Origin of the sequence: Okeania sp. SIO2F5, assembly GCF_010692685.1 — a bacterium.
Classification (GTDB): Bacteria; Cyanobacteriota; Cyanobacteriia; order Cyanobacteriales; family Microcoleaceae; genus Okeania; species Okeania hirsuta.
Genome location: NZ_JAAHGU010000077.1, coordinates 1 through 23,895, shown reverse-complemented (window position 1 = coordinate 23,895; position 23,895 = coordinate 1). Strand labels below are relative to the sequence as shown.

At 35.9% G+C, this 23,895-nt stretch carries 15 protein-coding genes; 6 read left to right on the top strand and 9 right to left on the bottom strand.

Translation table 11 applies throughout. From position 1 onward, the window contains the following. Nucleotides 1–19: 19 nt before the first annotated feature. From F6K27_RS21135 to F6K27_RS21125, 3 genes are all read left to right on the top strand, one after another. Nucleotides 20–391: a DUF3110 domain-containing protein gene (locus F6K27_RS21135; protein ID WP_287279441.1), complete on the top strand. Its 372-nt coding sequence runs from the start codon at nt 20–22 to the stop codon at nt 389–391. Nucleotides 392–941: 550 nt separating this feature from the next. After that, nucleotides 942–1,865 (top strand): N-acetylmuramic acid 6-phosphate etherase, encoded by a 924-nt coding sequence (murQ, locus tag F6K27_RS21130; protein ID WP_287279442.1) that lies wholly within the window; start codon nt 942–944, stop codon nt 1,863–1,865. Nucleotides 1,866–2,934: 1,069 nt separating this feature from the next. Next, nucleotides 2,935–3,351: a DUF928 domain-containing protein gene (locus tag F6K27_RS21125; protein WP_287279443.1), complete on the top strand. Its 417-nt coding sequence runs from the start codon at nt 2,935–2,937 to the stop codon at nt 3,349–3,351. Between the two features lie 267 nt (nt 3,352–3,618). Here F6K27_RS21125 and F6K27_RS21120 read toward each other — a convergent pair whose 3' ends face one another. The 4 genes from F6K27_RS21120 to F6K27_RS21105 all read right to left on the bottom strand — a co-directional run bounded on the left by F6K27_RS21120 (nt 3,619) and on the right by F6K27_RS21105 (nt 11,904). Beyond that, a complete protein-coding gene (locus F6K27_RS21120) occupies nt 3,619–5,796 on the bottom strand; it encodes an N-acetylmuramoyl-L-alanine amidase (protein ID WP_124146114.1) in 2,178 nt (725 codons plus the stop codon). Nucleotides 5,797–6,758: 962 nt separating this feature from the next. Then, the gene (locus F6K27_RS21115) at nt 6,759–8,576 is read right to left on the bottom strand and encodes a diguanylate cyclase domain-containing protein (RefSeq protein ID WP_287279411.1); all 1,818 of its coding nucleotides are present in this window, start codon (nt 8,574–8,576) and stop codon (nt 6,759–6,761) included. Nucleotides 8,577–8,793: 217 nt separating this feature from the next. Then, nucleotides 8,794–9,924: a CO2 hydration protein gene (locus F6K27_RS21110; RefSeq protein ID WP_287279410.1), complete on the bottom strand. Its 1,131-nt coding sequence runs from the start codon at nt 9,922–9,924 to the stop codon at nt 8,794–8,796. Between the two features lie 453 nt (nt 9,925–10,377). Further along, complete coding sequence (locus F6K27_RS21105) at nt 10,378–11,904, bottom strand: NADH-quinone oxidoreductase subunit M (RefSeq protein WP_287279409.1); 1,527 nt, start codon at nt 11,902–11,904, stop codon at nt 10,378–10,380. Nucleotides 11,905–12,460: 556 nt separating this feature from the next. On the opposite strand from F6K27_RS21105, the gene F6K27_RS21100 reads away from it, so the two are divergent. Both F6K27_RS21100 and F6K27_RS21095 read left to right on the top strand, forming a co-directional pair. Further along, nucleotides 12,461–12,913 carry an NUDIX domain-containing protein gene (locus F6K27_RS21100; protein WP_124146123.1) on the top strand — a complete coding sequence of 151 codons (453 nt, stop codon included), beginning with the start codon at nt 12,461–12,463 and terminating at the stop codon, nt 12,911–12,913. A gap of 68 nt (nt 12,914–12,981) precedes the next feature. Beyond that, nucleotides 12,982–13,845, top strand: a complete 864-nt coding sequence (locus tag F6K27_RS21095; RefSeq protein WP_287300911.1) for an alpha/beta fold hydrolase — start codon at nt 12,982–12,984, stop codon at nt 13,843–13,845. A 984-nt stretch (nt 13,846–14,829) separates the two neighbouring features. Here F6K27_RS21095 and bioF read toward each other — a convergent pair. Further along, nucleotides 14,830–16,038, bottom strand: a complete 1,209-nt coding sequence (gene bioF / locus F6K27_RS21090; RefSeq protein ID WP_287279407.1) for an 8-amino-7-oxononanoate synthase — start codon at nt 16,036–16,038, stop codon at nt 14,830–14,832. Nucleotides 16,039–17,160: 1,122 nt separating this feature from the next. On the opposite strand from bioF, the gene F6K27_RS21085 reads away from it, so the two are divergent. Beyond that, nucleotides 17,161–17,346, top strand: coding sequence for a hypothetical protein (locus tag F6K27_RS21085; RefSeq protein ID WP_124146119.1), 186 nt, complete (start codon nt 17,161–17,163; stop codon nt 17,344–17,346). A gap of 107 nt (nt 17,347–17,453) precedes the next feature. On the opposite strand, the gene argH is transcribed toward F6K27_RS21085, so the two are convergent. From argH to ftsY, 4 genes are all read right to left on the bottom strand, one after another. Next, on the bottom strand, nt 17,454–18,842 hold the full coding sequence (argH, locus tag F6K27_RS21080; protein WP_287279406.1) for an argininosuccinate lyase: 1,389 nt from the start codon (nt 18,840–18,842) through the stop codon (nt 17,454–17,456). 115 nt (nt 18,843–18,957) lie between these two features. Further along, nucleotides 18,958–19,200: a hypothetical protein gene (locus tag F6K27_RS21075; RefSeq protein ID WP_287279405.1), complete on the bottom strand. Its 243-nt coding sequence runs from the start codon at nt 19,198–19,200 to the stop codon at nt 18,958–18,960. Nucleotides 19,201–19,204: 4 nt separating this feature from the next. Continuing rightward, nucleotides 19,205–20,632, bottom strand: a complete 1,428-nt coding sequence (locus F6K27_RS21070; RefSeq protein WP_287279404.1) for a PP2C family protein-serine/threonine phosphatase — start codon at nt 20,630–20,632, stop codon at nt 19,205–19,207. Nucleotides 20,633–21,954: 1,322 nt separating this feature from the next. Beyond that, on the bottom strand, nt 21,955–23,616 hold the full coding sequence (gene ftsY / locus F6K27_RS21065; protein ID WP_287280096.1) for a signal recognition particle-docking protein FtsY: 1,662 nt from the start codon (nt 23,614–23,616) through the stop codon (nt 21,955–21,957). Between the last annotated feature and the right edge of the window lie 279 nt (nt 23,617–23,895).

Here is a 23,895-nt window from a genome sequence, read left to right as displayed (position 1 = left end):
ATTCACATTAGGAAAAGTTATGCGAGTATTTGTTTTACTGTTTAATGCTAGAACTGAAAATGAAGGAATTCATACTATTCAGAGTGGCGATCATAATCAGGTCTTGATGTTTGAATCAGAGGATGATGCTACTCGCTTTGGTGTGTTACTAGAAGCTCAAGATTTTCCTTCTCCTGCGGTAGAAGAATTTGACCAAGAAGAAATTATGGAATTCTGTAGGGGTGTAAATTATGAGTGGAAAGTTATACCAGCAGGTGCTTTGGAGATTCCCCCAGAGAATAATGTAGAAAATACTGATTGGCAACTAGATCCAGACCCAATTACTGAAAAGCCTTTTCAAGCTGAGTCTGATTTAGATAGAATTAGGCGTCAACTGGAGGGTCTTTTATAGAACCCATTTGTTGTAAAGATGGAGAGTGGGGGAGTGGGGGAGTAGGGGAGTAGGGCAGTAGGGGAGTGGGGGAGTGGGGGAGTAGGGAAGTAGGGGAGTAGGGGAGATGGAAGTTTTCTACCTTTTTGCTATATTCTCTCACTGAATTTCCTGAATTCACCAGGATTGACTACTATGCCAAAAGCACATATCGCGTGCAAAGATACCATAAGGGTTCTATAGTTGTTTTGTACAAAATCAAGTTAAAATTTAAAAATTAAAAGTATTTTTTATTCTCCATAAGTAAAACCCTTAAATACATATCTAATTGATTTTTTTGTCAAACTTTAAGATATACCAGATAACAAGAAACACGGAATAGGGAACAGTGGGAAAAAAATCAGACCGTACTGGGTTGATACTAAGCAAATAGAGGTTTTCACATAGATAGACTACAGTAGCAAAAGCATTTTTCTACTCTGTAGGGACGTTGCACGGAATGTTCTTACTCCCTACTCCCTACTCCCTACTCCCTAAACAAAAAGAATTTTTTATCAGTAATGGGCTAAAGATGGACAATTTACAGGCACGAGGTCATTTATTGACAGAACAGGTTAACCCCAATAGTCAGAATTTAGATAGGTTAAGCTCTTTAGAGTTGGTGGACTTATTTAATCAAGAGGACCAGCGAACTTTAGAGGCGATCGCTGCATCCCGTTTACAATTAGCTCAGGCAGTGGACATCACTACTGAAGCTCTACGCCAAGGTGGCAAACTTTTTTATGTGGGCGCTGGTACAAGTGGTCGTTTGGGGGTACTAGATGCGGCTGAATGTCCTCCAACATTTTGTACGCCTTCGGATTTGGTACAAGGGATTATCGCTGGTGGTGCGGGTGCTTTAGTCCGTAGTTCCGAAGATTTGGAAGACCAGTTTGAGGATGGTAGTCAGGCGATCGCTTCGCGTCATATTACGAATTTAGATGTGATAGTCGGTATTACTGCTGGTGGTACAACTCCTTATGTGCATGGTGCTTTAGAAGCAGCAAAACAAAGGGGGGCAAAAACAATTTTTATTACTTGTGTGCCTGTAGAACAGTTTAGTGTGGAAGTAGATGTGGATATTCGGCTGGTAGTTGGCCCAGAGTTATTGGCAGGTTCCACACGGTTAAAAGCAGGAACAGTCACCAAAATGGCTTTGAATATTTTATCAACGGGAGTAATGGTAGGACTGGGAAAGGTTTATGGTAATCGTATGGTTGACGTAGCAGTGAAAAATACTAAGTTACGCGATCGCGCTCTACGCATTATTGAGGATTTAACTGAGTTGAGTAGGGATGAGGCCACAAATTTATTAAATAAAAGTAACGATTCAGTTAAGTTGGCACTTTTTATGCATTGGAGTGGTTTAGAAAAAGAAGAAAGCGACAAGATTTTATCTGAATACCAAGGTAATCTCAGAGCGGCATTGCAAAAAGTAGGAGAAATAGGGGATTAGGTATTGAAGAAGGAGTCAGGAATTAGGAGTTAGGTACAGGGCAAACGCATCTTATTTTGAAGTTCTAACAGGGCAAGGATGTTAGGGGTCTGAGTGTTTATACTTATCACTTCTCTAAAGCTTAACCGTAGAAGGTTCCAGAATTTAGATGCGTTTGCCCTGGAGTTAGGTAGGGGAGTCGTCGGATTGGCGACGTAAAGCAGTCAGGAGTCAGCAGTTAGCTAGAACTGAGAATAGGGTGGATGGGAATTTTCACCCTACCAAACCCATTTGTCTGTCTATAAGGTCTATCCCTTATACGGAACTCCTGAAAACTTTGTGGGGAGGGTGGGAAGTAAGAATCTTGTCTACAGTTCTCAAAAAAATGTATTTTTCAATGCACTTTTCTCTGGAAAAAGCCTCTCAAAGACTTATACATAAGTTGTCTATTTTGTAAAGTTTTATATTAAGAAAGATGTGGGTAATGAATAGCTGTAAGGTGTGGTAGGTATTAAACTCATCAGGGATAAAGATAAAATTTCACGAATGATTTAGGATTGCTATATGAACAAAAAATAAATACTTTACAGAATAGTGGGAGGTTTTGCTATTTTTTTATCCTGAAAAATAAAAGAATATAATTTAGTGTAATAAATCATGTATAAACTCCGATAACTAGAAGTTTATAAGAACTGAATATCTGGATAAATAACTACAGAATTGGCTTTGGTGATTTTAAGTATGAAACTTCTAAAATGTAAATTTTGATCCAAAAATAAGAGTGTAAATCATAGCTATTTTTCCTAACTAAGGGATTAGAAGGGAGTTTTTATACCTCGTGAATCCTGACTCCTAAAATGTCATACATTTATTCAGGAACGCCCATAATTTATATAATATGAAATCCAGTTATACAGTTGTCACAGTCTATACTTCCATTCAATGCAGACATAAAATGCCGGAATATCTCAAGATTTTTCCTACTCTCAAGATTTTTCCTACTCTCACCTTTCCTTTATCCTTTCTCCCGACTACTGAATAATTATACGATAACTAATTATCCGGATGCTATATGAGATATCTATTATTAATGACTACTTTATCAGTTGTTTTAATGATGAAGTTATTGAATATTGCTGGAGTTGTGCAAAGACCAGCTTTCGCAATACCTAGCTTCGGAAATATTAGCAATGACTGGAGAATTTCTCAAACATATATACCTCCAGATCGAGGCGCACCTCCAACTACAACATCTTCAGGAACCCGTGGAGGTGAGCAATGCCTTTTGTCTGAAAAAAAAATTGTTCCTCTTCTAATACCGGGAAATAATATTGGAGTAACATTATCTAAACATCCGACATTTTTTATCTATATTCCTCCCTATCAAAAAGCTCAAAAAGCAAGGTTTTTTCTGACAGAATGGATTTCACAGGAAGAAATATACGAAGAAGATTTTCAGCAACACGGAGCGCGGAACAGAGTTCTATCGCTAATTAAACGGACGTGATACTGACAAGTCAAAATTGAATTCTGTATAACTGGAGAATCAGTAATACCATAGCTCCTGCGTTAATGCTTGATTTGACAACTATAGCGCTACATTATTAGGAGTAGGAAGTAGGAAGTAGAGATGGAAAAAGCTTACGAGATAAAGCTTTTGGCAATTAGCTATTTGTGCAATTTATCAATATACCAGCGCGTACTGCTATACCTTACCTTAGTATTTTTCCCAACACCTACCAGCTAAAACCTAACACCTAACACCTGATTACTCTTAACGAGAATAAGCTTGAACATATCTAAGTATCCCACGAGCGATCGCCTGTGCCATACGACTGCGTTGAACAGGGTCCGCAAGAATCCTAGAATCATAATTACCAGTAACAAAACCCACCTCTACCAATACAGCAGGCATCTTAGTCTTTCTTAGCACATAAAAACGAGCCCGCTTCACACCACGATTATTCATTGTGGGGAAACTTTCCAACATACTATTCTGAATATACTGTGCTAAAGCCTGGCCACTTTGATAATAAAAAGTCTCTAAACCATTAACATCAGGACGGCTCATACTAATAGCATTAGCATGAATACTCACAAACAAATCGGCATTTACCCGATTGGCCAATTCTGCCCTTGGTGGTAAATCTAAATCCCGGTCTGTCTTACGAGTCATCACCACTTGTATATTATTCTGCTCCAGGATTTGAGCTACCTCCAATGACATGGGCAACACAATATCCTTCTCTCGCAGACCAAAACCCACTCCACCTAAATCTGTAGGTCCTCCGTGCCCAGGATCTATAACTATCATTAACCGTCCATCACGCTGGGGTAATCGATTCGGCAAAGGAAAACGACGATTACCATTATTAGTAGTATTAGAACGGCGGTCGTTGCGACGAGGCCAGGGAAAAGGCCACCGTCTCGGACGTAAATTTCCTGGGGAATTCTGAGGTAATCTATTCTGAGGGGGTGAATTTTGGGGTGGTGAATTTTGGGGTAATGAACTGTTCCCCCGTGATAAGATTGAAGGTCTGGAATTAGAAGATTGTTGTCTAGGATCTGGTCGCCAACCAGGAGGAGTAGTGCCAATATTACCCCAACCCATGGGTAAAGATAACTTTTGTGGAGTAAGCTGAGTTACCTCGGCAATTTTAATATTAGTAGCAGGCTTAACCAGAATTGTCACTGTTTCTGGATCTTCTTGACGTATCTTTGCCCAAATTAAAGGACTACCAACCTGTCGGCCAGGTAACTTTAATCGGTCATCAACCTGAGCACCATATATAGTAATTCCATAAGCATCCTCTTCAGAATCCCAACCACTGGTATAGTTCAGAGGTCGATCCCCTGTAATTACTAAGTCAGTACCATTTTTCAATTCTACTGACTTAACAACTGCAAAACCAGTACCTTGATTAATTGTTGGTGGTGTTTCTCCTTGAGGCCATATTGCTACTCCACCTGCATAAGCACGAGCTTGCCATTGAGTTTTGGTATCTGGAAGACTCACTGTCAAACGAACTACTGCAGGTGTTATTGAAAGCTGAGTAAGTTGAGTAATTGTTAATCCAGATTCGTTAAATCTTTGATTTGACTTGACATCTTTTGCTGTGAGAGTAGCATTCAGAATATCAATGGTCATCCAGGTACGGTCAACACTCTTCTTAAGTTCTATTTCTGGTAGTTTACCGCTCGTTTGTAGAACTACTCCATCTTGCTTTACTTGGACATCTTCTACAAGAGTTGGCGTACCAGTGGTAGCAACTTGATTAACAGGAGCAGGGTTTCTTGGTCTTAGTATATTTTGATTACTCGGTCTCTCTATTCTGCGAGGAGCTAAAGGCGAATTTTGAGGTAGTGGGGGTGGAGACTGAGGACTTTGAGGTGGTGGGGATGGAGACTGGGAACTTTGAGGTGGTGGGGATGGAGACTGAGAACTTTGAGGTGGTGGGGATGGAGACTGGGGTTTAAGGTTAATATCTGAAGTAGAGGCAATCTTTTGAGGTGTGGGTATTTGCACAGTCCATTCGCTAGGAGATATGCCCCTAAATTGCACCTGTTTTGGGTCAAGAGTATACCCATTATTTAATTCTACTACAATCCTAGCTGTTTGAGAATTAAATTGTCCTACTCTAACTGCTTTTATTGCCCCACCGACAACTTGAGAAGTTCTTATACCACCTAAAGTTGTGCCAGGCAAATCTATAACTAAGCGAGTTGGGTTAGTTATTAATTGTGCTTTTGGCTGAACACCTCCTTCAGTAGTAAAAGATAGTCGATTCTGATTTGCTTGAAACTGCCAAGATTCTAGGGTAGCAGCTTCAGTAGGACTTCCAAGTACAAAAACACTGAGTATACTTGGAAGTAGATAGCGTACCATTAGATTTTTTCCCATCTGGGTACTTTTGAGAAATATCACACGATTTCCTGGATATATATTTTTCATATCAAGTTTAATACTTTATGAACCCCTCTAAATATAGATGATGTATTGATATACCCCTGATAATTTTTGGTGAATAGAATAATTATTAACCTGTAAAATTTACTCATACACCGAGTTCACACTTCAATAACTACTCTCAGCATAACTAGAGGAACATAGTATCATACAACTTCCTACATACTACATAGTTGTCAGTTATTCCAAATAAATTTATTAATTTGGACAATATTTTTTATTCCTTGTCGATAGTTGCGGGTATTATAGCGATTTTCTTTCATATAGCAGAAGCAAGAGGTTTAATGATTGATATTTCCTTGTTTGAGCTATTTCATAAGTACAATACAGTAATGACGACTGCTATTGGGAAAATTATAGATTTTTACAGATAGTTGTAGGTTTCTAAGAACGGTAAATTAAGTAGACCTATTAATCTTAAGGTCAGGTTAATTCTGTCTAAAATTATAGATATAGTTCCTTAAATGATGTATTCAATCTGAAGAGCAATTTTCTAGAGTGGCGTTGGTGATTGGAGGTATGAAATCAGTAATTTAGGTAAATTCATACCAATTTCATAAAATATTGCTACAGTGACGACACAGGGAACAGGGAACAGGGAACAGGGAACAGGGAACAGAGAAACATAAATATTCAAGAGGAAAAAAGGTGGAAATTTGAGAATTTATGGAATTTATAATTTTTTCTTTTAGGAATAAATCACAAATTAAGATGTAACTGCCTTTGCGTGAATTTGGTATAAGAGTAATTCTTTGAATGGCAAGATTAGATATTTTCTTTACTTAATTGACCGAAAAGTACATTTCTTTCTCCTGAATCCTGACTCGGTCCTCCTGACTCCTAAGTAATTAAGGTTAATATCATACAATAATCCACCAACGCCTCTGGAGTAAATTATTGAGATATATTTGTGCGATCGCATCATAGTTTGAAAATTTGCAGTCATCTTAAAAGTCCTTTGTATCTCGAGAAGCAGAAATCATACTAAAATGTATCCAGCAATCTCGTCCCTGTTGTTTAGCTTCATATAAAGCTTGATCAGCTTGGCCTATAAATGTATGGAGTGTTTGAGCCAATGAAGGGATCTGAGTCGTAACACCAAGACTGATAGTAACTATTTGTTTTTTCCCACTAGGATGAGGAATACCTAAAGCCTTAATCGCTGATTGAATCTGTGCTGCTACTTCACAAGCCCCACTTTGGTCAGTCTTTGATAAAATCACAGCAAACTCTTCCCCCCCATAACGAGCTAACAAGTCTGCCGGACGTTTCAAAACCCCTTGAGCTGCATGAGCTATTTTAATCAAGCATTTGTCTCCTTGTTGATGACCGTAAACATCGTTGTATAGTTTGAAATAATCTACATCCAGCATAATTAGAGATAAAAATTGGTTTTGTCTTGCCATTCGTCGCCATTCTTGGTCTAAAAATTCATCGAAGTAACGACGGTTAGGAATTTGAGTTAAACCATCAAGTCTAGCCAGACGTTCTAACTTGAGATTTGCTTCTTGAAGTGCATCTAGGGTTTTACCTAACTCATCTGCTTGTGAGCGAGTTTGAGCAAGTAGATGGGAATGTTCTAAAGCGACGCTAAACTGAGTTGCTAATTGTTTGACGAATCTAATTTCAGCGGAAGTCCATTCACGGCTTTTTTCACATTGATGAATACAAAGCAGTCCCCAAAGTTTTGAACCCATGATTAAAGGCATAATAATTTGTGCTTTAATCTGAAATTGCTCTAAGATTTCAATATGACAGTCTTTTAAATCAGCATTGTAAATATCTGTCAGCACTTGCATACGCCCCTGTTGATAATGGATGGCATACTGTTCGCCAAAACAATAATCATTCACTTTGATCGAAAGGGCCGAATCATAAATGGGTAAAACGCTTTCAGAAACAAATTCTCCATAGCAGTAGTTACTTTCTGGGTAGAAGCGGAATATGCCTACGCGATCGCTCTCTAAAGCTTTTCTAACTTCTTTAGTAGTAGTTTTAAATAAAGTATCAAGGTCAAGAGATTCACGAATTTCTGAAATTAAGTTGAATAAAATCATTTGTTGCTGACTAGCTGCTCGTAAATCTTTGGCTTTTTGTTCAACTTCAGCTAGTTGTTCTGCTTGCTGTACTGCAAAACCTAGTTGAACAGCAACTTGACTCAAAAAATTTACGGCAGAAGTTTCCCATTCATGGGGTTTAGAATGTTGATAAGCAGCTAGAATACCCCATAGTTTTTTTTTAATAAAAATAGGAGCAGTGGCATATGCTCTGATGTGAAATTGTTCTAATATTTCAATATGGCATTGTGACAACTCTGCTTTATAAATGTCTTTTACTACAAGTGTTTCATTATTGCGATACCGACCACCTTGATGCTCCTGAAGATAACTGTCATTCCAAACGGTGTTTTTGTATATAAATTCGAGTTCATCCCAACCAACTTCAGCAAATTCAAAGTCACCAACAAATTCACCTCCCCAGTCTTCATTAAAACGATATACTGAGACTCGTTCGACACCTAAAAGTCTACAAGTTTCTTTTGTGGTTGTGCGAAAGATTGTTTCTAGGTCGAGAGATGCTCTAATCTTGCCGATCGCCCGATATATTGCTTTTTGTTGTGCATATATTTGCTCTAGTTGCTCAGTTTTTTCCTGTAGTTGAGCTTCTAAATTATCAATAGTAGGTAATCTCAATAATCTAGATGTTTGATTAATAATTTTACGGCCGATTATAGATAATATAGATTCAGGTATTTTTTTAGTCATCAGGATTTTTTAGAAAAATTTATAAGCCAAATATAGCACTTTTTTAAAAAAATCTTTTTAAGATCATATCCGGTTTAATAGTTATAAAATAGACATCTCCAAAAAATCAAAATAAAGTCAATTTTTATATCGCACATAAATTATCAATTCTTTCTTCCTACTCCCTACTCCCTACTCCCTCTTTTCTGAAGATGTCTAGTACAAATAGAGGCGATCGCTAATTATTAACAACTTGTATTTGTGATGTTAAAAATCGATCCATCCACGCTTCTAAATAGGCTTGATTTGCTGCTTGTTCTTCTGGATTTTCTGTATCTAAAGGATGAGGTGCTAATCCTAAAAGTGCTGCTGTTGTTACACAAAACATTGACTTTTGAAAAGTCTGACAAATTTTGACTCGCAAATTATCTGTACCTCGATTAGTTTTTTGGTAAACTTCTAGAAGATAATCTGGTAAAAAATGTCGCATATCTTGCATTAGTAATGTGGGTGGAATTCCTGCTCCCCCAATAGGTAATGGATCTGCATATAAAGCACCATAAGTAAATCGACTTTGTTCGTGGTCTATTTGTTGAGCTTGAGCATTGTATGAAACTGTTCCTAAAAATGGGGTGCCTCGGAAGAAAATTGCTTCTACATAGGGAACTGCTGTATCTGTTAAAAATGTTAAACCTACTGATTCAGGAATTATTTCATAATGTTTACTTTTTACATTTACAGCATAGGTAATTGGTAAATTTGCTGCTGCGACTAATCCTGATAAAATATGATCTACTACTTGAGGAATAGATGTTATTTTCCCCTGGTCATACTTATCTGATAAGGTCATAAATATGTCGCTCATTACCCGCCAAAATTGACCTAAAGCACTGTAATAAGCTTGTTGACGTACCATGTCTGGTAAAAATTCTGGAAATAATTGATTGAGTGGCATTAACATCAAGTTTCCTGTGATTTTGGCATCTATTACTGCTTTTGCTAGTTGTTGAAATTCTGGTGAATCTAAATATTTATCGAGACCTCCACCCCCATGCCATAACATTCCTCTCATACAATATTCTGCATATTCATAATTAATCCGGTCGTGCCACCAAAACTTAAGTAATTTACCTAATGAAATTTTGCCGTTGAAGTATTTAAAAAAGGGAAATAATTCTAAAAATTGATGTTCGGCAATATAAATTAGATTCTTGGAATAGGCATCTAATACAATGCCATAACTTTTCAAAATTCCGACAACTTCTAAGACGTTTTCTGGTGTATCTTTTAGTAGAGCTTGACCAGATTTTAAACGATTAATATAGACTGAAAGTGGATGATTATTACATTTTAAAATGGTGTTTGTCATAATTGTTTTTCCTAAGTTTAATTTTTTTGATTTGCTAGAGTTGCTAATATTAAATCTCTCGCATTTTTGCTACATTTTCTTAAGAGCAGGGATATAAGAAATAATAGTTCTTTACTTCATACTTACAATTGCTAAAAATATTGCTGAACCTTGCTTATTACTTAATAACTGAAGTGTTCTATAAATATAGTATTCTTTTTAAGGATTTGTCTGAAGATATATTGATATTTCATGTTATTTATATCCCCATTCCATTTTACAAAAATTGAATTATCTAGTTTGAATTATGAACAACCTAATAATATTATGTCCGGTTGAATAGTTATAAAAAATGAGATAAGAGTCAATAGGGGATAAGAAAGAAAAATTTTTTTTTATCGTGCTATTATCCGGACATGATATAACTGAAAAAGACAAATAATTCTCTATTCTGAATTCTTCTCCAAATTCTTCTTATCCAGAATAGTTAACGAGTAGAGGCAAGGGATTGATCGCTGACTTTTTAACTACCTGTGACAACATAGGTTGACCTGCGCTCATTTTATTTGCTTCAGTTTCAGTCCAACGCAACATCCAATTTGGTTGTATTCCCAGAATAACTATCAAAATTATCAAGATAATGGCTGGTATTCTATCTGACCATTCTACAGGAGACAAATTCACAACTGTTTCAGATAACCTACCAAAAAATACTCGGTTCGCTAACAGCAAAAAATAGGCTGATGTTAACCCTGTTCCGATCATACAAAGAAGAGTAGGAACTGTAAACACGCTGAAACTGCCTCTAAACACTAAAAATTCGGAGATAAATCCAACCATTCCTGGAATACCAGCACTTGCCATTACTCCTAAAATCATCAAACTACCAATCAATGGTAAACCTTGTTCTGGGTTTAATAAACCACGCAATATATCTATGTCGCGAGTGCCAGCTTTTTTGTAAACTACTCCCACTAATAAAAATAGTAGGGCTGAAATTAGACCATGGCTAATCATTTGAAATACTGTTCCCAAAATGCTGAGGGGAGTTGCTGCGGCACTTGCTAATAGAATATAACCCATGTGACCAACGGAACTATAGGCTACCATTTTTTTCATGTCTTTTTGGACAATAGCATTAAATGAACCATAAAGTACGCTGACTACTGCCCATATTGCTAACCATGGAGAAATATATACCCAAGCTTCTGAGAACATATTTAATCCAAATCTCAGTAAACCGTAAGTCCCTAGTTTCAACAGCACTCCTGCTAAAAGTACGGAGATAGGTGTGGAAGCTTCAACGTGAGCATCGGGTAGCCATGTATGGAAGGGAACTAGAGGAATTTTAATCCCAAACCCGATGACTATTGCTCCTAATAATAATAGTTGAGTTCCTAAAGGTAGGGTATGGGCAACTACTTGGTCGTAAGCGAAATTAGATGAGCCACTTAACCACGCTACTCCTAGGAACCCAGCTAGGACTAAAATTCCTGAAATTGCTGTGTAAATCAGAAATTTTGTGGATGCGTAACCCCGTCTTGGTCCTCCCCAAATTGCTATTAATAGGTATAGAGGAATTAGCTCTAGTTCATAGAAGATAAAAAATAGTAGTAGGTCTTGAGCAAGAAAAGCTCCAAATACGCTGACTGCTAGCAACAATATTAGGGAGTAATAAAAACGGGGTCTTTTGATTGACTTGTCTGTGGCGTAAATAGCAATAGCAGTTAACAGGCCATTTAATACTACTAATGGCATAGATAAACCATCTATGCCAAGGGAGTAATTTAATCCCAGGGAGTCTATCCAAGGCACTAAAACTACAAATTGTAGATTTGGATCTTGTGGGTTAAATTCAGTCAGTAGTACTAAAGACCATACGAAACTAATTATGGCCACAACTAGAGCGATTTGCCTGGCTAATTTTGGCGAGAAAGTGCTTGGCCAAAAACCAATGATAGCGGCACCTATTAATGGCACTAAGAGCAGACCGTTAAGCATTTATTAATATTTTCCTTTGATGGGAATTGAGAGAGTGTTTGTAAAATGAATATTAAATCACGTAGGGTGTGTTAGTGTCACGTAATGTACCATCCCACAGCACGCGGTGCGTGAAGTGTAAAACCGATCATTATTCCAGAAATGGTAAGCGTGCCGTCACACTCCCTACTTAATCTTTTGTTGACAAACAGTCTCTGAGAAATTGATGGTAGTGCAAATTACTTAATAGGATATTACAATATGTCCTATATTTTACTAAGCTTTTAGTTAGGAAGCGAGAGAATAGTTTTCAAGAAATATTAATTAGGAATTGTAATAATAATTTTTTTATTCTTAATACTTGATCCTGCATTCCCAGTTAAAAAGCGTTTCGGTACGGAAAATGCTGATAGCTAGTTAAGGTGTTTAGTAAAAATTGCAAAAAATTTTACTTTATTAGGTAAAAAAATCTGCAATATCAGCTTGTAAATTAACTTTTTATTTGCTCCTAAATCAAAAAAAACTACAAAAATAATTATTGAAAGTGCTTTCTATTTTAGTTTTGATTCCTCAGCCCATACGTCAATTATGGCAAGTTGGACAAACTGTACTTGGCTTAATTTTCCGCCATCCTCTGACAGGTGTTAGTGTAGTCCCAATTTTGCCTGATGGCCGGATAGTTTTAGTTCGTCGCCGTGATAATAATAAATATGCTCTACCAGGAGGTATGGTGGAATGGGGTGAAGATGTTACAACTACTGTGAAAAGGGAATTATTTGAAGAAACAGGATTAGAGTTAGTTAAAATTCGTAGATTAGTGGGAGTATATTCTGCACCAGATCGAGACCCTAGAGTACATTCTATTAATATTTTGGTTGAGGCTGATGTTCGGGGAAATATGAATGTTCAAGATACTTTGGAAATTAGTGATGTTCAAGCTTTTGAAGTTACATCTTTGCCGGATAATCTTAGCTACGACTACGACCTACAATTAAAGGATTATTTTACTGGTTTGACAATTTTAGCTTAATTTCGTGATTCTATAATCTCACATTAAAAAAGGATTATTTGAAGGTATTTTCACTTGAATATATAAATTTGGGCGAGATATCTGTTAAATTTTATAATTCCATAGTTATGCACTTTTTATGGCGTAATTCTCGTATCAAGTTGTCTGGTGGACTATTGTTTTGGCGTGAAATTGGTGGTAATTCAAATAATGTAGTTTTTCTACATGGGTCTTGGTATAACAGTAGTCAGTGGTTACCAGTGATGGAGCGGTTGAGTCTAGATTACCATTGTTTTGCACCAGATTTACCAGGGTTTGGTGAGTCAGAATTTTCTTCTACTCATTACTCTATCAATCAAATAGTAGAATCTTTGGCTGAATATATAGCTACTTTGAAATTGGAGAAAGTATATTTAGTTGCCCACTCTTTAGGAGGTTGGATAGCTGCTAGTTATGCTCTCAAATATTCTGAACAATTATTGGGCGTGATATTAATATCTCCTGAAGGAATTAACCTTGCTGCTGTTAAAGCACGTTGGCGGTTATTTAGATTCTTAATTCAAAAACCTTCTTTTTTGTGTTGGGTTTTACAATTAATATATCCTTTTGTTAGGTTATTAGGCGCTCACACAAAAATTAAGAATATTCTACAATTTCGACAAAAATTATTACTTTCTTCAACCGGAACTAAAATTTTATTTCGACGTAGGTGGACAGAAATTCAAGCTGAGTTATTGACAGCAGAATTGGCTTTTTTGAAAGTAAAAACGTTGATTTTACAAGGTTATAAAGATACGAAGATTGCTTTATCTATGAGTAAATTTTATGCGGATTTATTGCCGATGGCGAAACTTCATTTAATTAATTCTGGCGGTGATAATTTACCTGAACAAATGCCAGATATTGTAGTAGAAAAAATTACGGATTTTCTGAGTGATGGAGATAATTTTTAGTGTAGAGTAGGTAGTAGATTGATGTAGCAATAGCACATTAGCTTTTTCAATTTAATTCTTGTTAGATTGAGATTTGATTTGAGGATTGATTTTTATAAAGTAATATGTTAGGTGTGTCAGTCTAGTAGATTACACTTGGTATGTTTTTCAATATTAAGTTTTTTGAGTAGGAGTTAGGAGTAGCTGATATATAGATTTTAGGAGAGTTCAACAATTAATAATTAATATTGCAGGGGACAGCGGGAAATAAATTTTCCCTTATTCGCTTCATCATCAGTCTATCTGCCCTAGTTTCATCACAGGTTGAAAGAAGCAAAGTTAGAGAAGAGAAATTAAATAATTTTCGGTTCACCAATGAAAACTGTAGAGCTTAATTCTACAGAGAATAGTAAGATGCATATACTACCATACTTTCTCTGGTTTTGATTGAGATATTTTAGGGGGTTGTTGAAGCATTGGATGAGCTGTAGAAGCAATGCTGCTTTCTGAACTTGGACTAATTTCATAAAATTTAGGGTTAGTTGTTATACCATTTCAGTCGAATAATTTTATTATTGTATAGAACCAATTTGAGGTCTATTTAAAAAGAGATGGGGAGGTAGAAAAATAGGGAGATGGGGAGTATTTTCAAGCTTTTTCCTATATTCCTTCCCTCCATCTCCTGACTCAGTCCTCCTGACTCCTCGTAAAAAAACGCAGGTCGCTGACAAAGATACCAAATGGGTTCTATAGAACTTAGGCCAAAGTGCGACATTAGTGTAGTTAAAACTATAGTGCTACACTACATTTATGTAGTAATAATTCAAAAATGCGTAAATTACAGGATAGTTTAGATGTGACTACAAGATTTTTATCGCTTCCTAATACCTCTCTAAACCTACGGCTTTCTTTACTCTCAAATATTTAGCAAATATTCATCGGTATTAGATTAATAATTTATAACTGCTGGAAAGAAAAATCTCTACTTCAATTTCTCTTTTGAGCTTAGAAAGAAAGATTCTTAGCAGTTTTTCCATTTGTTAAATTCAATAATGCTGCTACTAATTGCTGAATATGATTTGTTTCATGGGTGGCCATTAATGAAATACGAATCCGACTGGTATTAACCGTAGGTGGGCGAATGGCCGGAGCAAATATTCCTGCTTGTTTTAATTTTTCTCCTATTTTTAATGCTTCAGCTGCATTTTTGAGAGGAATGCAGATAATTGGCGATTGATAATTCAAGTTTTTTTTCTCTGCGCCTAACTGTTGATTTTCTGTTTGTAATAAATTCATTAAAGTCTCTAGATTTTGCCATAATTTGAGACGACGCTCTGGTTCTTTTTTAATAATTTTTATAGCTGTTAAAGCCGCGGCAGTATCTGCAGGAGTTAAACCTGTTGTATATATCCAACTGGGTGTTCTATTTCTGAGAAATTCAATTAATTTTTTTGACCCAGCAACATAGCCTCCTAAACTTCCTAATGCTTTGCTGAGAGTACCAATTTGAATTAATTCTTTTCCTGTACAGTTAAAATATTCGACACAACCTCCTCCATTCATTCCAAATACTCCTGTAGCATGAGCTTCATCTACTAATAACATACTGTTATATTTTTCTGCTAAATCTAATAATAATGGTAGTTTACATAAATCGCCATCCATACTAAAAACACTATCTGTAATTATTAAGCTGCGACGATATTTTTCTCGATATTGTTCTAGTTTATTTGTTAATTCTTCAACATTATTGTGGCTATATTCAATAATTTCTGCACCACTAAGAATGGCTCCATTTTTTAGACTAGAATGATTATATTTGTCTGATAAAATTAGGTCACGTTTACTGACTACTGAAGAGATTACACCTATATTTGCTAAATATCCTGAACTAAAAACTAATGCTGTTTCTGTTTGTTTTAATTTTGCTATTTCAAGTTCTAATTCTTGATGTATTTCTCTATGACCTGTTAATAAACGAGAACCAGTAGTACCTGTACCAAATTCTTTTGTTGCTTGAATAGCTGCTTCAATTAAACGTCGATCTCCTGCTAATCCTAAATAATCATTACTGGCAAAATTGATGAGTTTTTTTCCTTCTAGTTTGATAGTTGCGCCGGGAATACTTTCGATAGTTTTGACTGAACGATACCAGTTAGCTTTATGTATTGTTGATAGGGACTTATCTATCCAATTATAGGGATTATTTGGCATTTTTTTTCTGATTTATTTGATTTGTCTTTACTATAGTAATTCCCAAGAAGCGTGAAGTACAAAATTCCTTTTTTTTAGGGAGTAGGAAGTAGGGAGTAGAAAAACAACTGTACCTCATTCATTAATTGATAATTGATAATGGAGCATTGATAATTACCTCTGGTTAAAACCGTTACGGAATTGAATATAAGGAGATATTATTTATTCTCTTGGTCGATTGGATATGGTTAGGAAACCCATCCATCCCACCCTACGGGAAGCTACGCTAACGACCGCTTTTTTTCCCTTAAAAGGGAAGGCTTTAAACCCGAATTATTTAATAATTAATAATTAATAATTAATAATTCGGTAACTTGAGAAAAGCTATAGCAATTATCCATAATGTCTAATACAAACTTGATAAGTTTTTGTGACCGAAGAATTAATAATTAATAATTAAATAATTCGGGTGAATCTCATATTTGCAAAAATACTTTTTTCCTATATATTCCCTGTTCCCTGTTCCCTGTTCCCTGTTCCCTATCAGATAAAATTCCTATATACTTTAATATATTAGTAATTCCAGATAAAATATAGCAATCAGGAATTAAGATGTGAGAATTGAGGTGTTCCTTTAAAGCATAGAATATAGCAGTTTTCTTATTCTTATGTATTCGTTTCTTCCCTATTCTCTATTCCCTATTCCCTAGAACAAAAGTCTCCAATATCTCACAACTAAAATCATATTCCTATATTTATTACTGACTTTTTAGATTTATTTTTAGTAGGCAAATATTCAAGTCTTTGCTATAATAAAAAAACTGTCTAAAAATAAGCACCTTTGTTCTTTATCTCAATGTTGGTTGAAGACCCGCCCCCTTATCCCCTATAGCTCCTATTTGAAAAGGGAAGATAAAAGGAGGTACGGGAAAACCTTAAAATTAATTGGTTTTCCCAACGGTGTGTTATAATTAGTGAGGCTGCTGGGCTAGCAGTTTCAGTCTGTGGAGCGACCGTAAGACCAAAAAAAGGTTTAGCCTTGGAGGCAGGTGCATGGAAGCAGAAACCTAAATTGCGAGGTTTAGGAATCCCGCTTTGTTGTTAAAGGACAAAGCAGGGAGTATGTCAATTAGTGAGGTAATAATGGCTAAACGCCGTAATCCAAAAAAAGAGAAAGCACAACGTAATCTGGCTTACGCACGTAAGTTTCGTAAGAAAAAAGGTACAGGTTTTTTTTCTAAGCGATATTCGTCTAAGTTTTCATCTAACAATAATGAAAATGGTAGTAACGAGCAAAATTCAGAAGAAACTGCTGCTGTAGATCAATAGTACATTTGACTGTTTAAGGTTCCAAGCGATAAATTTTGAGATGTAAAATGTCAAATCTAGATTTGAGACTTAGCAACTTAAATCTAGATTATGACAATTAAATTCAATTAAATTGCCAATTTATGTTTGGCTGTAGCAATTTCTTTCTTGACTTGTTCAAAACCCGTACCACCATAACTATTCCGTGCAGATACTACTTGTTCAGGAGCGATCGCTTGATAAATATCTTCTGCAAATTTTGGATGTAATTCTTGCCATTCTTCTAGGGTTAAATCTTTCAACAATTTATTAGTAGAAATACAAGTTTTCACAACTTTACCTACTAAATTATAAGCTTCTCGAAACGGCACGCCACGAGCTGCCAAATAATCGGCCACATCTGTGGCATTAGAAAAATCTTCTGAAACTGCTTCTGTTAAGCGATCCCTATTAAACTCTAAACCTTCATTGAGTAAAATTGTCATTGCTTCTAGACAACTTTTAACTGTTTTTATCGTATCAAATAAACCTTCTTTATCTTCTTGTAAATCCTTATTATATGTTAGTGGCAGTCCCTTCATTATGACTAACATACCTTGTAAATGACCAAAAACTCTGCCTGTTTTTCCCCTAACTAACTCTGGCACATCAGGATTTTTCTTTTGAGGCATAATACTAGAACCAGTAGCACAACTATCAGTTAAAGTAACAAATCTAAACTCTTCAGATGACCATAAAATTATCTCCTCTGCCAAACGACTCAAATGCACCATAATTATACTAGCTGCACAGAGAAATTCAATAGCAAAATCTCGGTCACTTACCCCATCCAAACTATTAGCATAAGGCTTTTCAAACTTTAATAATTCAGCAGTATAGTGTCTATCTATAGGAAAAGTTGTACCTGCTAAAGCACCACAACCAAGAGGAGAAACATTCACTCGGCGATAAACATCCCCTAGTCGTTCCCAGTCTCTTTCAGCTTTCTGAAAATAAGCCAAAAGATGATGAGCTAAACTCAAAGGTTGTGCCCTTTGTAGATGAGTATAACCAGGAATTAAAGTTTCTATATTAGACTCAGCTAACCCCAATAAAGATGATTGAAAATTTCTTAATAAAGCCCTAATTTGCTGAATTTCTGATCGTAAATAAAGTCTCGTGTCAGTTCCTACTTGGTCATTTCTAGACCTAGCTGTATGTAATTTTTTACCTATATCTCCAGTAATTTCTGTAAGCCTTTTTTCCACAGCAAAGTGAACATCTTCCGCATCTAAATCCGGGTGAAATTTTCCTTCTCGATATTCTTGACGAATTTGTTCTAAACCCTTAACTAACTTTTCACCTTCGTCTGCGGAAATAATACCTGTTTTAGCCAACATTTTTGTATGAGCTACCGAACCAGTAATATCGTACTCAATCAATTCAATGTCAAAACTAATACTGGCATTAAATTTAGCTATAGTAGGATGCAACGCCTTTTCAAATCTTTTGCTCCAAGTTTGTTTCTCTTGCGTCATTTTACAGATTTTTTTTCTATTTAACTCTATTAGATGTGAGGTTTTATCGCAATGGAAGGAAAAGACACAGACATCACAAGCTTCTTCCTTCTTCCTTCTTCCTTCTGCTATGTAATTAAGGCAAAATGCTCTTAACCATCCAACCAATAAATAAACCAACTAATAGTGCCCATACTTGACCACATTCTATAAAATTGCTCCAAGCTTTTTGCACATCAGACCATAAGTTTACATCAACTTGTTGAGCCAAAATTGGCCAACTATACAATGTTTTTAGTCCTAAAAAATCTAGAATATTAGTCTCATCAATAATCAGATTCAAACCGGATGTAGTTGTCGAAATTATATTAATAATCATATACTTATTCTCCTGTAGAAGATTTTACTCTCATAACTACTAGAGTCATATCATCTGGATTTTGATTTCCTTCACCAACGAATTGTTTTACTTGAGCAAATAGGTAGTCTAATATTTTTTGTGGTTCCTGATAATTTTGACACGCAAACTTGAAAGCTTCACTCAATTTAATATCATCATAACGATCGCCATTTTGATTAGCTGCATCTGTAAACCCATCTGTATAATAAATAATAGTATCTCCTGGATTGAGTTTAACTTGTGCTTCATGGTATTCAGGGTCTACTTCTAAACCAACTAACATTCCCAAAGTATCTAACTGTACAATAGACTTACTAGCAGCTTGCCACAACATTGGAGGATGATGGGCCGCATTGCTATAGGACAAAATGCGGGTTTCTGGATTGTACTCTGAATAAAACAAAGTCACAAATCTATGAGAACTTTCCAGGTCAGCATACATTACTTGGTTCAAATGTTGTAGGACTCGTGCTGGTGAGTGGCGGTTTAATACCTCAGCTCTTAACATTCCTCTAGTCATGGTCATAATTAAACCAGCAGGTACACCTTTGCCCATGACATCTCCAATCACTATACTCCAGCGACAGGGTTGCTGTTTTTTGTTTTTGGAATTCAACTGGTCGTAGTTGGAGGGGATAAAATCATAATAGTCTCCTCCGACTCGGTTTGCTGTTTGACAACGAGCAGCAAGGGTAATACCAGGAATTTCTGGACATTCTGGAGGCAATAGTTGCAGTTGAATTTCTGCTCCTATTTCTAGCTCTCTGTCCAAACGTTCCTTTTCTCGTAAGGATGTAGCTAATTCATCATTAGCAATAGCTACTGCGGTCTGGTCTGTTACTAAACGAATTAATTTTTGTCTAGCTGGTGTCCAGATATATTGTGGGTCGTGACTAAATACATATAGACGACCTCGTTCTGAGTTATTTACTAGAATTGATGCCCCAAATAATTGAACATCATTGCCTAGGTAGTTACTAACTTGATAGTCCAAACTAGCGGTTTGAATTGAGATTTCTTGTAGTTCTGCGGGTAAGGTTGTTTCTGTAATAAATTGACGAGTTGCTACTTCTAATGCCTGGCGAATATCTTGACATTGGCGACCTTCTTGGCAGTGTAGTTGTTGGAACCTCACTTGACCATTGGGTTTAAATAATACCAGTGCTCCTCCATCAGCATCGGTTACTCGACAACCAATTAGAGGAATCAATTCTAAAAACTGATTTAGATTATTGAAGCTACGCAAGGCAAAGCCAAGGGAACTTAATAAATCATTAACATTTTGTTGTTCTTTGTGTAAACGCGCCACCATTTGTTTGAGAGCATATACTGATGTTATTTGTGAAGATGTCTCACTGGTAGTTTGGTCTGTTGGTTCAGGGTAGTTTCGATGTACTGGCACTATAGTCATTTGTTTGATATATAGATTTGATTTACTTAAAGTCTGTTGATGCTTAATGGTTAGTTATACATTTTTAACTCAAGTTTTGACAAATTTTGGTTTCTCTAGTTGCTGTTATCTTGTCTCTGTCTTGTTTTGCTAAGAGTTTTGATTGAGCTATTTGCTTTGGTGCTATGACTTTCTTGAGTTTGATTTTTTTTAGATAAAATTTTATTCCCTCAATTTAGGAGATTTAGTCTATTAATTTATCCACAATATCTTCAGGATAAATTCCTAAGTAAACTAAATTTTATAGTTTCAATATTTGATTTTTTGTAAGCATTTCCTGCGGAATGCTGCGCAAACAGCTATTAGCTGTCACCTCGACCCCAACAAGACTCTCTCCTTAAGAACAGTGTTTAAATTAATATAGACTTTAAGGGCAAGGGAACCAAATTTTGTAGTAAGACAATTAAATATTGCTTTGATCGTAAACTAAAAGCAATAGCTGATAGCTCATGGCTGACGGCTGAATGCTTACGATTTTTTTACCATAATTATAAAATTATCAGCTCAAAATAAATGATTAATTTATGTTTTTTTTTATCTAATGTTTATCTTTTTCATAGATGATATTTGAAATTATTGATTTTTGCTTGAATTACGATTTTTGTAAAATTTATGCTGAATTTTTCTTGCTATTGGGAAATTTTTAGTTCTAATTTGAGCCAATAATATTACAAAATAAGTATATTTTTTTGACCAATATAAAATGATATTAAGCATCACTACTATAGTTTTAATTAATATTCAATATTTTATTTTTTCTAGGCTTCGTATATATAAACATAGAAGTTGAAGCAAAGGTTAGGACTGCTCAAAAGTTTAACACTCAGACAACGTAAGATTTTTCCTTCTTCCTTCTGCTATAAATATTATTTTTTAGATGAAGAGCAAACAATAATTAAGGTTCAGTTACCAAACAATAAATTTGTCTATATCAGTTTTTTTTCAGCGTCAAAGTATTAATAATATTGCTGCTATATTGATTTTTTTTCCACAGCTAGATTTTAAGTTATTTTTCATACTAATTGTTACTAGATACTGAAAAAAATATCAACATTTAGCTTGTTTATTTTTATTTCCTGTAGTTCAAAGTAAATTTCAAGGATAATTCTTAACTTAAAAAATATCCCAAACAACACTATCATCTCATAGGAAAATAAAAATTATATAGTCTGACACTTCCACCTTAATTACTTCTACACTTAATACCGAAAAATACATCCGTTTTTTCACTACTGCTAGTACCATACCTTTACCAATATTCAACAATTAAGAGTGCTGAATATTTAACCACTCAAAAGAGCTTCAACAAACTCATAACTAGAAAATGGACGGAGGTCTTCTAGACTTTCTCCCACACCAATAAAACGAATCGGTAGACCTAGTTGCTTAACAACAGCTAGTGCAACACCACCCTTAGCAGTTCCATCAAGTTTTGTCAAGACTACTCCGCTAAGTTTAGCAGCTTTTGCAAATACTTCTGCTTGTCGCAAACCATTTTGACCAAGTGTAGCATCTAAAACCAGTAGAGATTCCACCACTGCATCTGGTGCTTTTTTCTGCACTATGCGGTGGATTTTACTCAGTTCGTCCATCAAATTTTTCTTGTTTTGTAGTCTTCCAGCAGTGTCCACCAGTAATAATTCTGTATTTCTGACTTGAGCAGCTACTATAGCATCAAACACTACCGCTGCTGGATCGGTATTTTTTCCTGCATTAGCAATTACTTCTACTTCACTCCGTTGTCCCCAAATTTTCAACTGTTCTACTGCTGCTGCTCGAAATGTATCTGCTGCTGCAATTAAACATCTGTAGTTTGATTTGGTAGCTAAATGAGCAATTTTACCGATAGTTGTAGTTTTACCTGCCCCATTTACACCATTAACCAGCCAAATATTCAAGGTATCCTTTTCTGGGACAAAAGTTAAGTTGTAGGCAGGACTAATTGTTTCAGCATCTTTGAATGGCTGATCTAGGATATCCCTTAAAATGCTTTTCAGATAGGCGATCGCTTCTTCTGGGGGTAAAACTTCTTCACGCAATTTATTTTGTAGGGTTTCTATAACTAAGTCTGTTGCTTCTACTCCTACATCAGCTTGCAGTAACATTGACTCTATTTCCATCACCGCATCTTGATTTAGCGGTCCTTGGCCAACAATTGCCCGTAATTGATTGAGTAAGTTGCGTCGAGTTCTATCTAAGCCTTGTCGTAATTTCGTCAGCCAAGAAATTTCTTCTACAGAAACTTGATCCGGGCGACGTCCTTGAGCTGCTAAAATTTCTGCTGACCAGAGAAATGCTTCATCAAGTATTAGGGGGTCTATTTCTTCTAGTTCTATTTCTACGGTTGTTTTCTCAAGAGTTTCTGGTTCTGGTTCTTCTATGGCTGTTTCTTTGAGACGCTCTACTCTTGCTTGTCTTTCTGCTTGAGTCTTAGCCCAGAAAGGTAGTTGTTCTGATGTTTGAGTTTCTTCAACAGTTGAATCTGGCTTGAGTTGAGTTTCTTCTTCGGTCGGTTTTGTTTGGCTAGAGGGGATTTCCTCTACTATTGGGACTGGTTTAACCAGGGTATCTGTTTCTGTGGGTTCTGTTTTTTCTGCTGCAATATGCTCTATTATTGGAAGAGGATTTGATATGATTGGCTCGTTTTTTGTCTCTGTTGAGGGTGTTTCACTTTCTGACTTTTCCTCTACATCAGAAGTCTCTGTAGCGATTTGAGATTCTTGTGAATCATTTTTTTTCTTTTCTTGAAGATTTTTGTAAGCTGCTTTAGCCCAACTCAAATAATCTTCTGTTGTCTGTCCTGACTCTTCTGTTGATTTTGCTTGTGATTCAACTTTATCTTCTGCCTGTTCTTTCTGTTCTTTTTCAGCTTCAGGTTTAGATGTCTCCTTTGAAGTTTTGTCTGAGCTGTCATTATACTGACGACGGAACCAATTAAAAACCATACTTATTTTAGATATTACTATTTTAAATAGTCTATTTTATACTGAGTTGGGTTCAACCATCGCATAATTACAGAACTTTTTGTTTGAGTAAACCACAAAATATTTTGGGGTTATTTTCCAGACTTATAGTTTATCCATTGGAACCCACATTCTGTGCGACAAAATGTAGTATGCAAAGATGGTAAAAGTTGAGTAAGTATTTAGACTGATAGCATGGTGTAAGAAGCGATCGCAAATCATCAGTTGCCGGAACTTACCTTACCAATAGACATCTCCAAA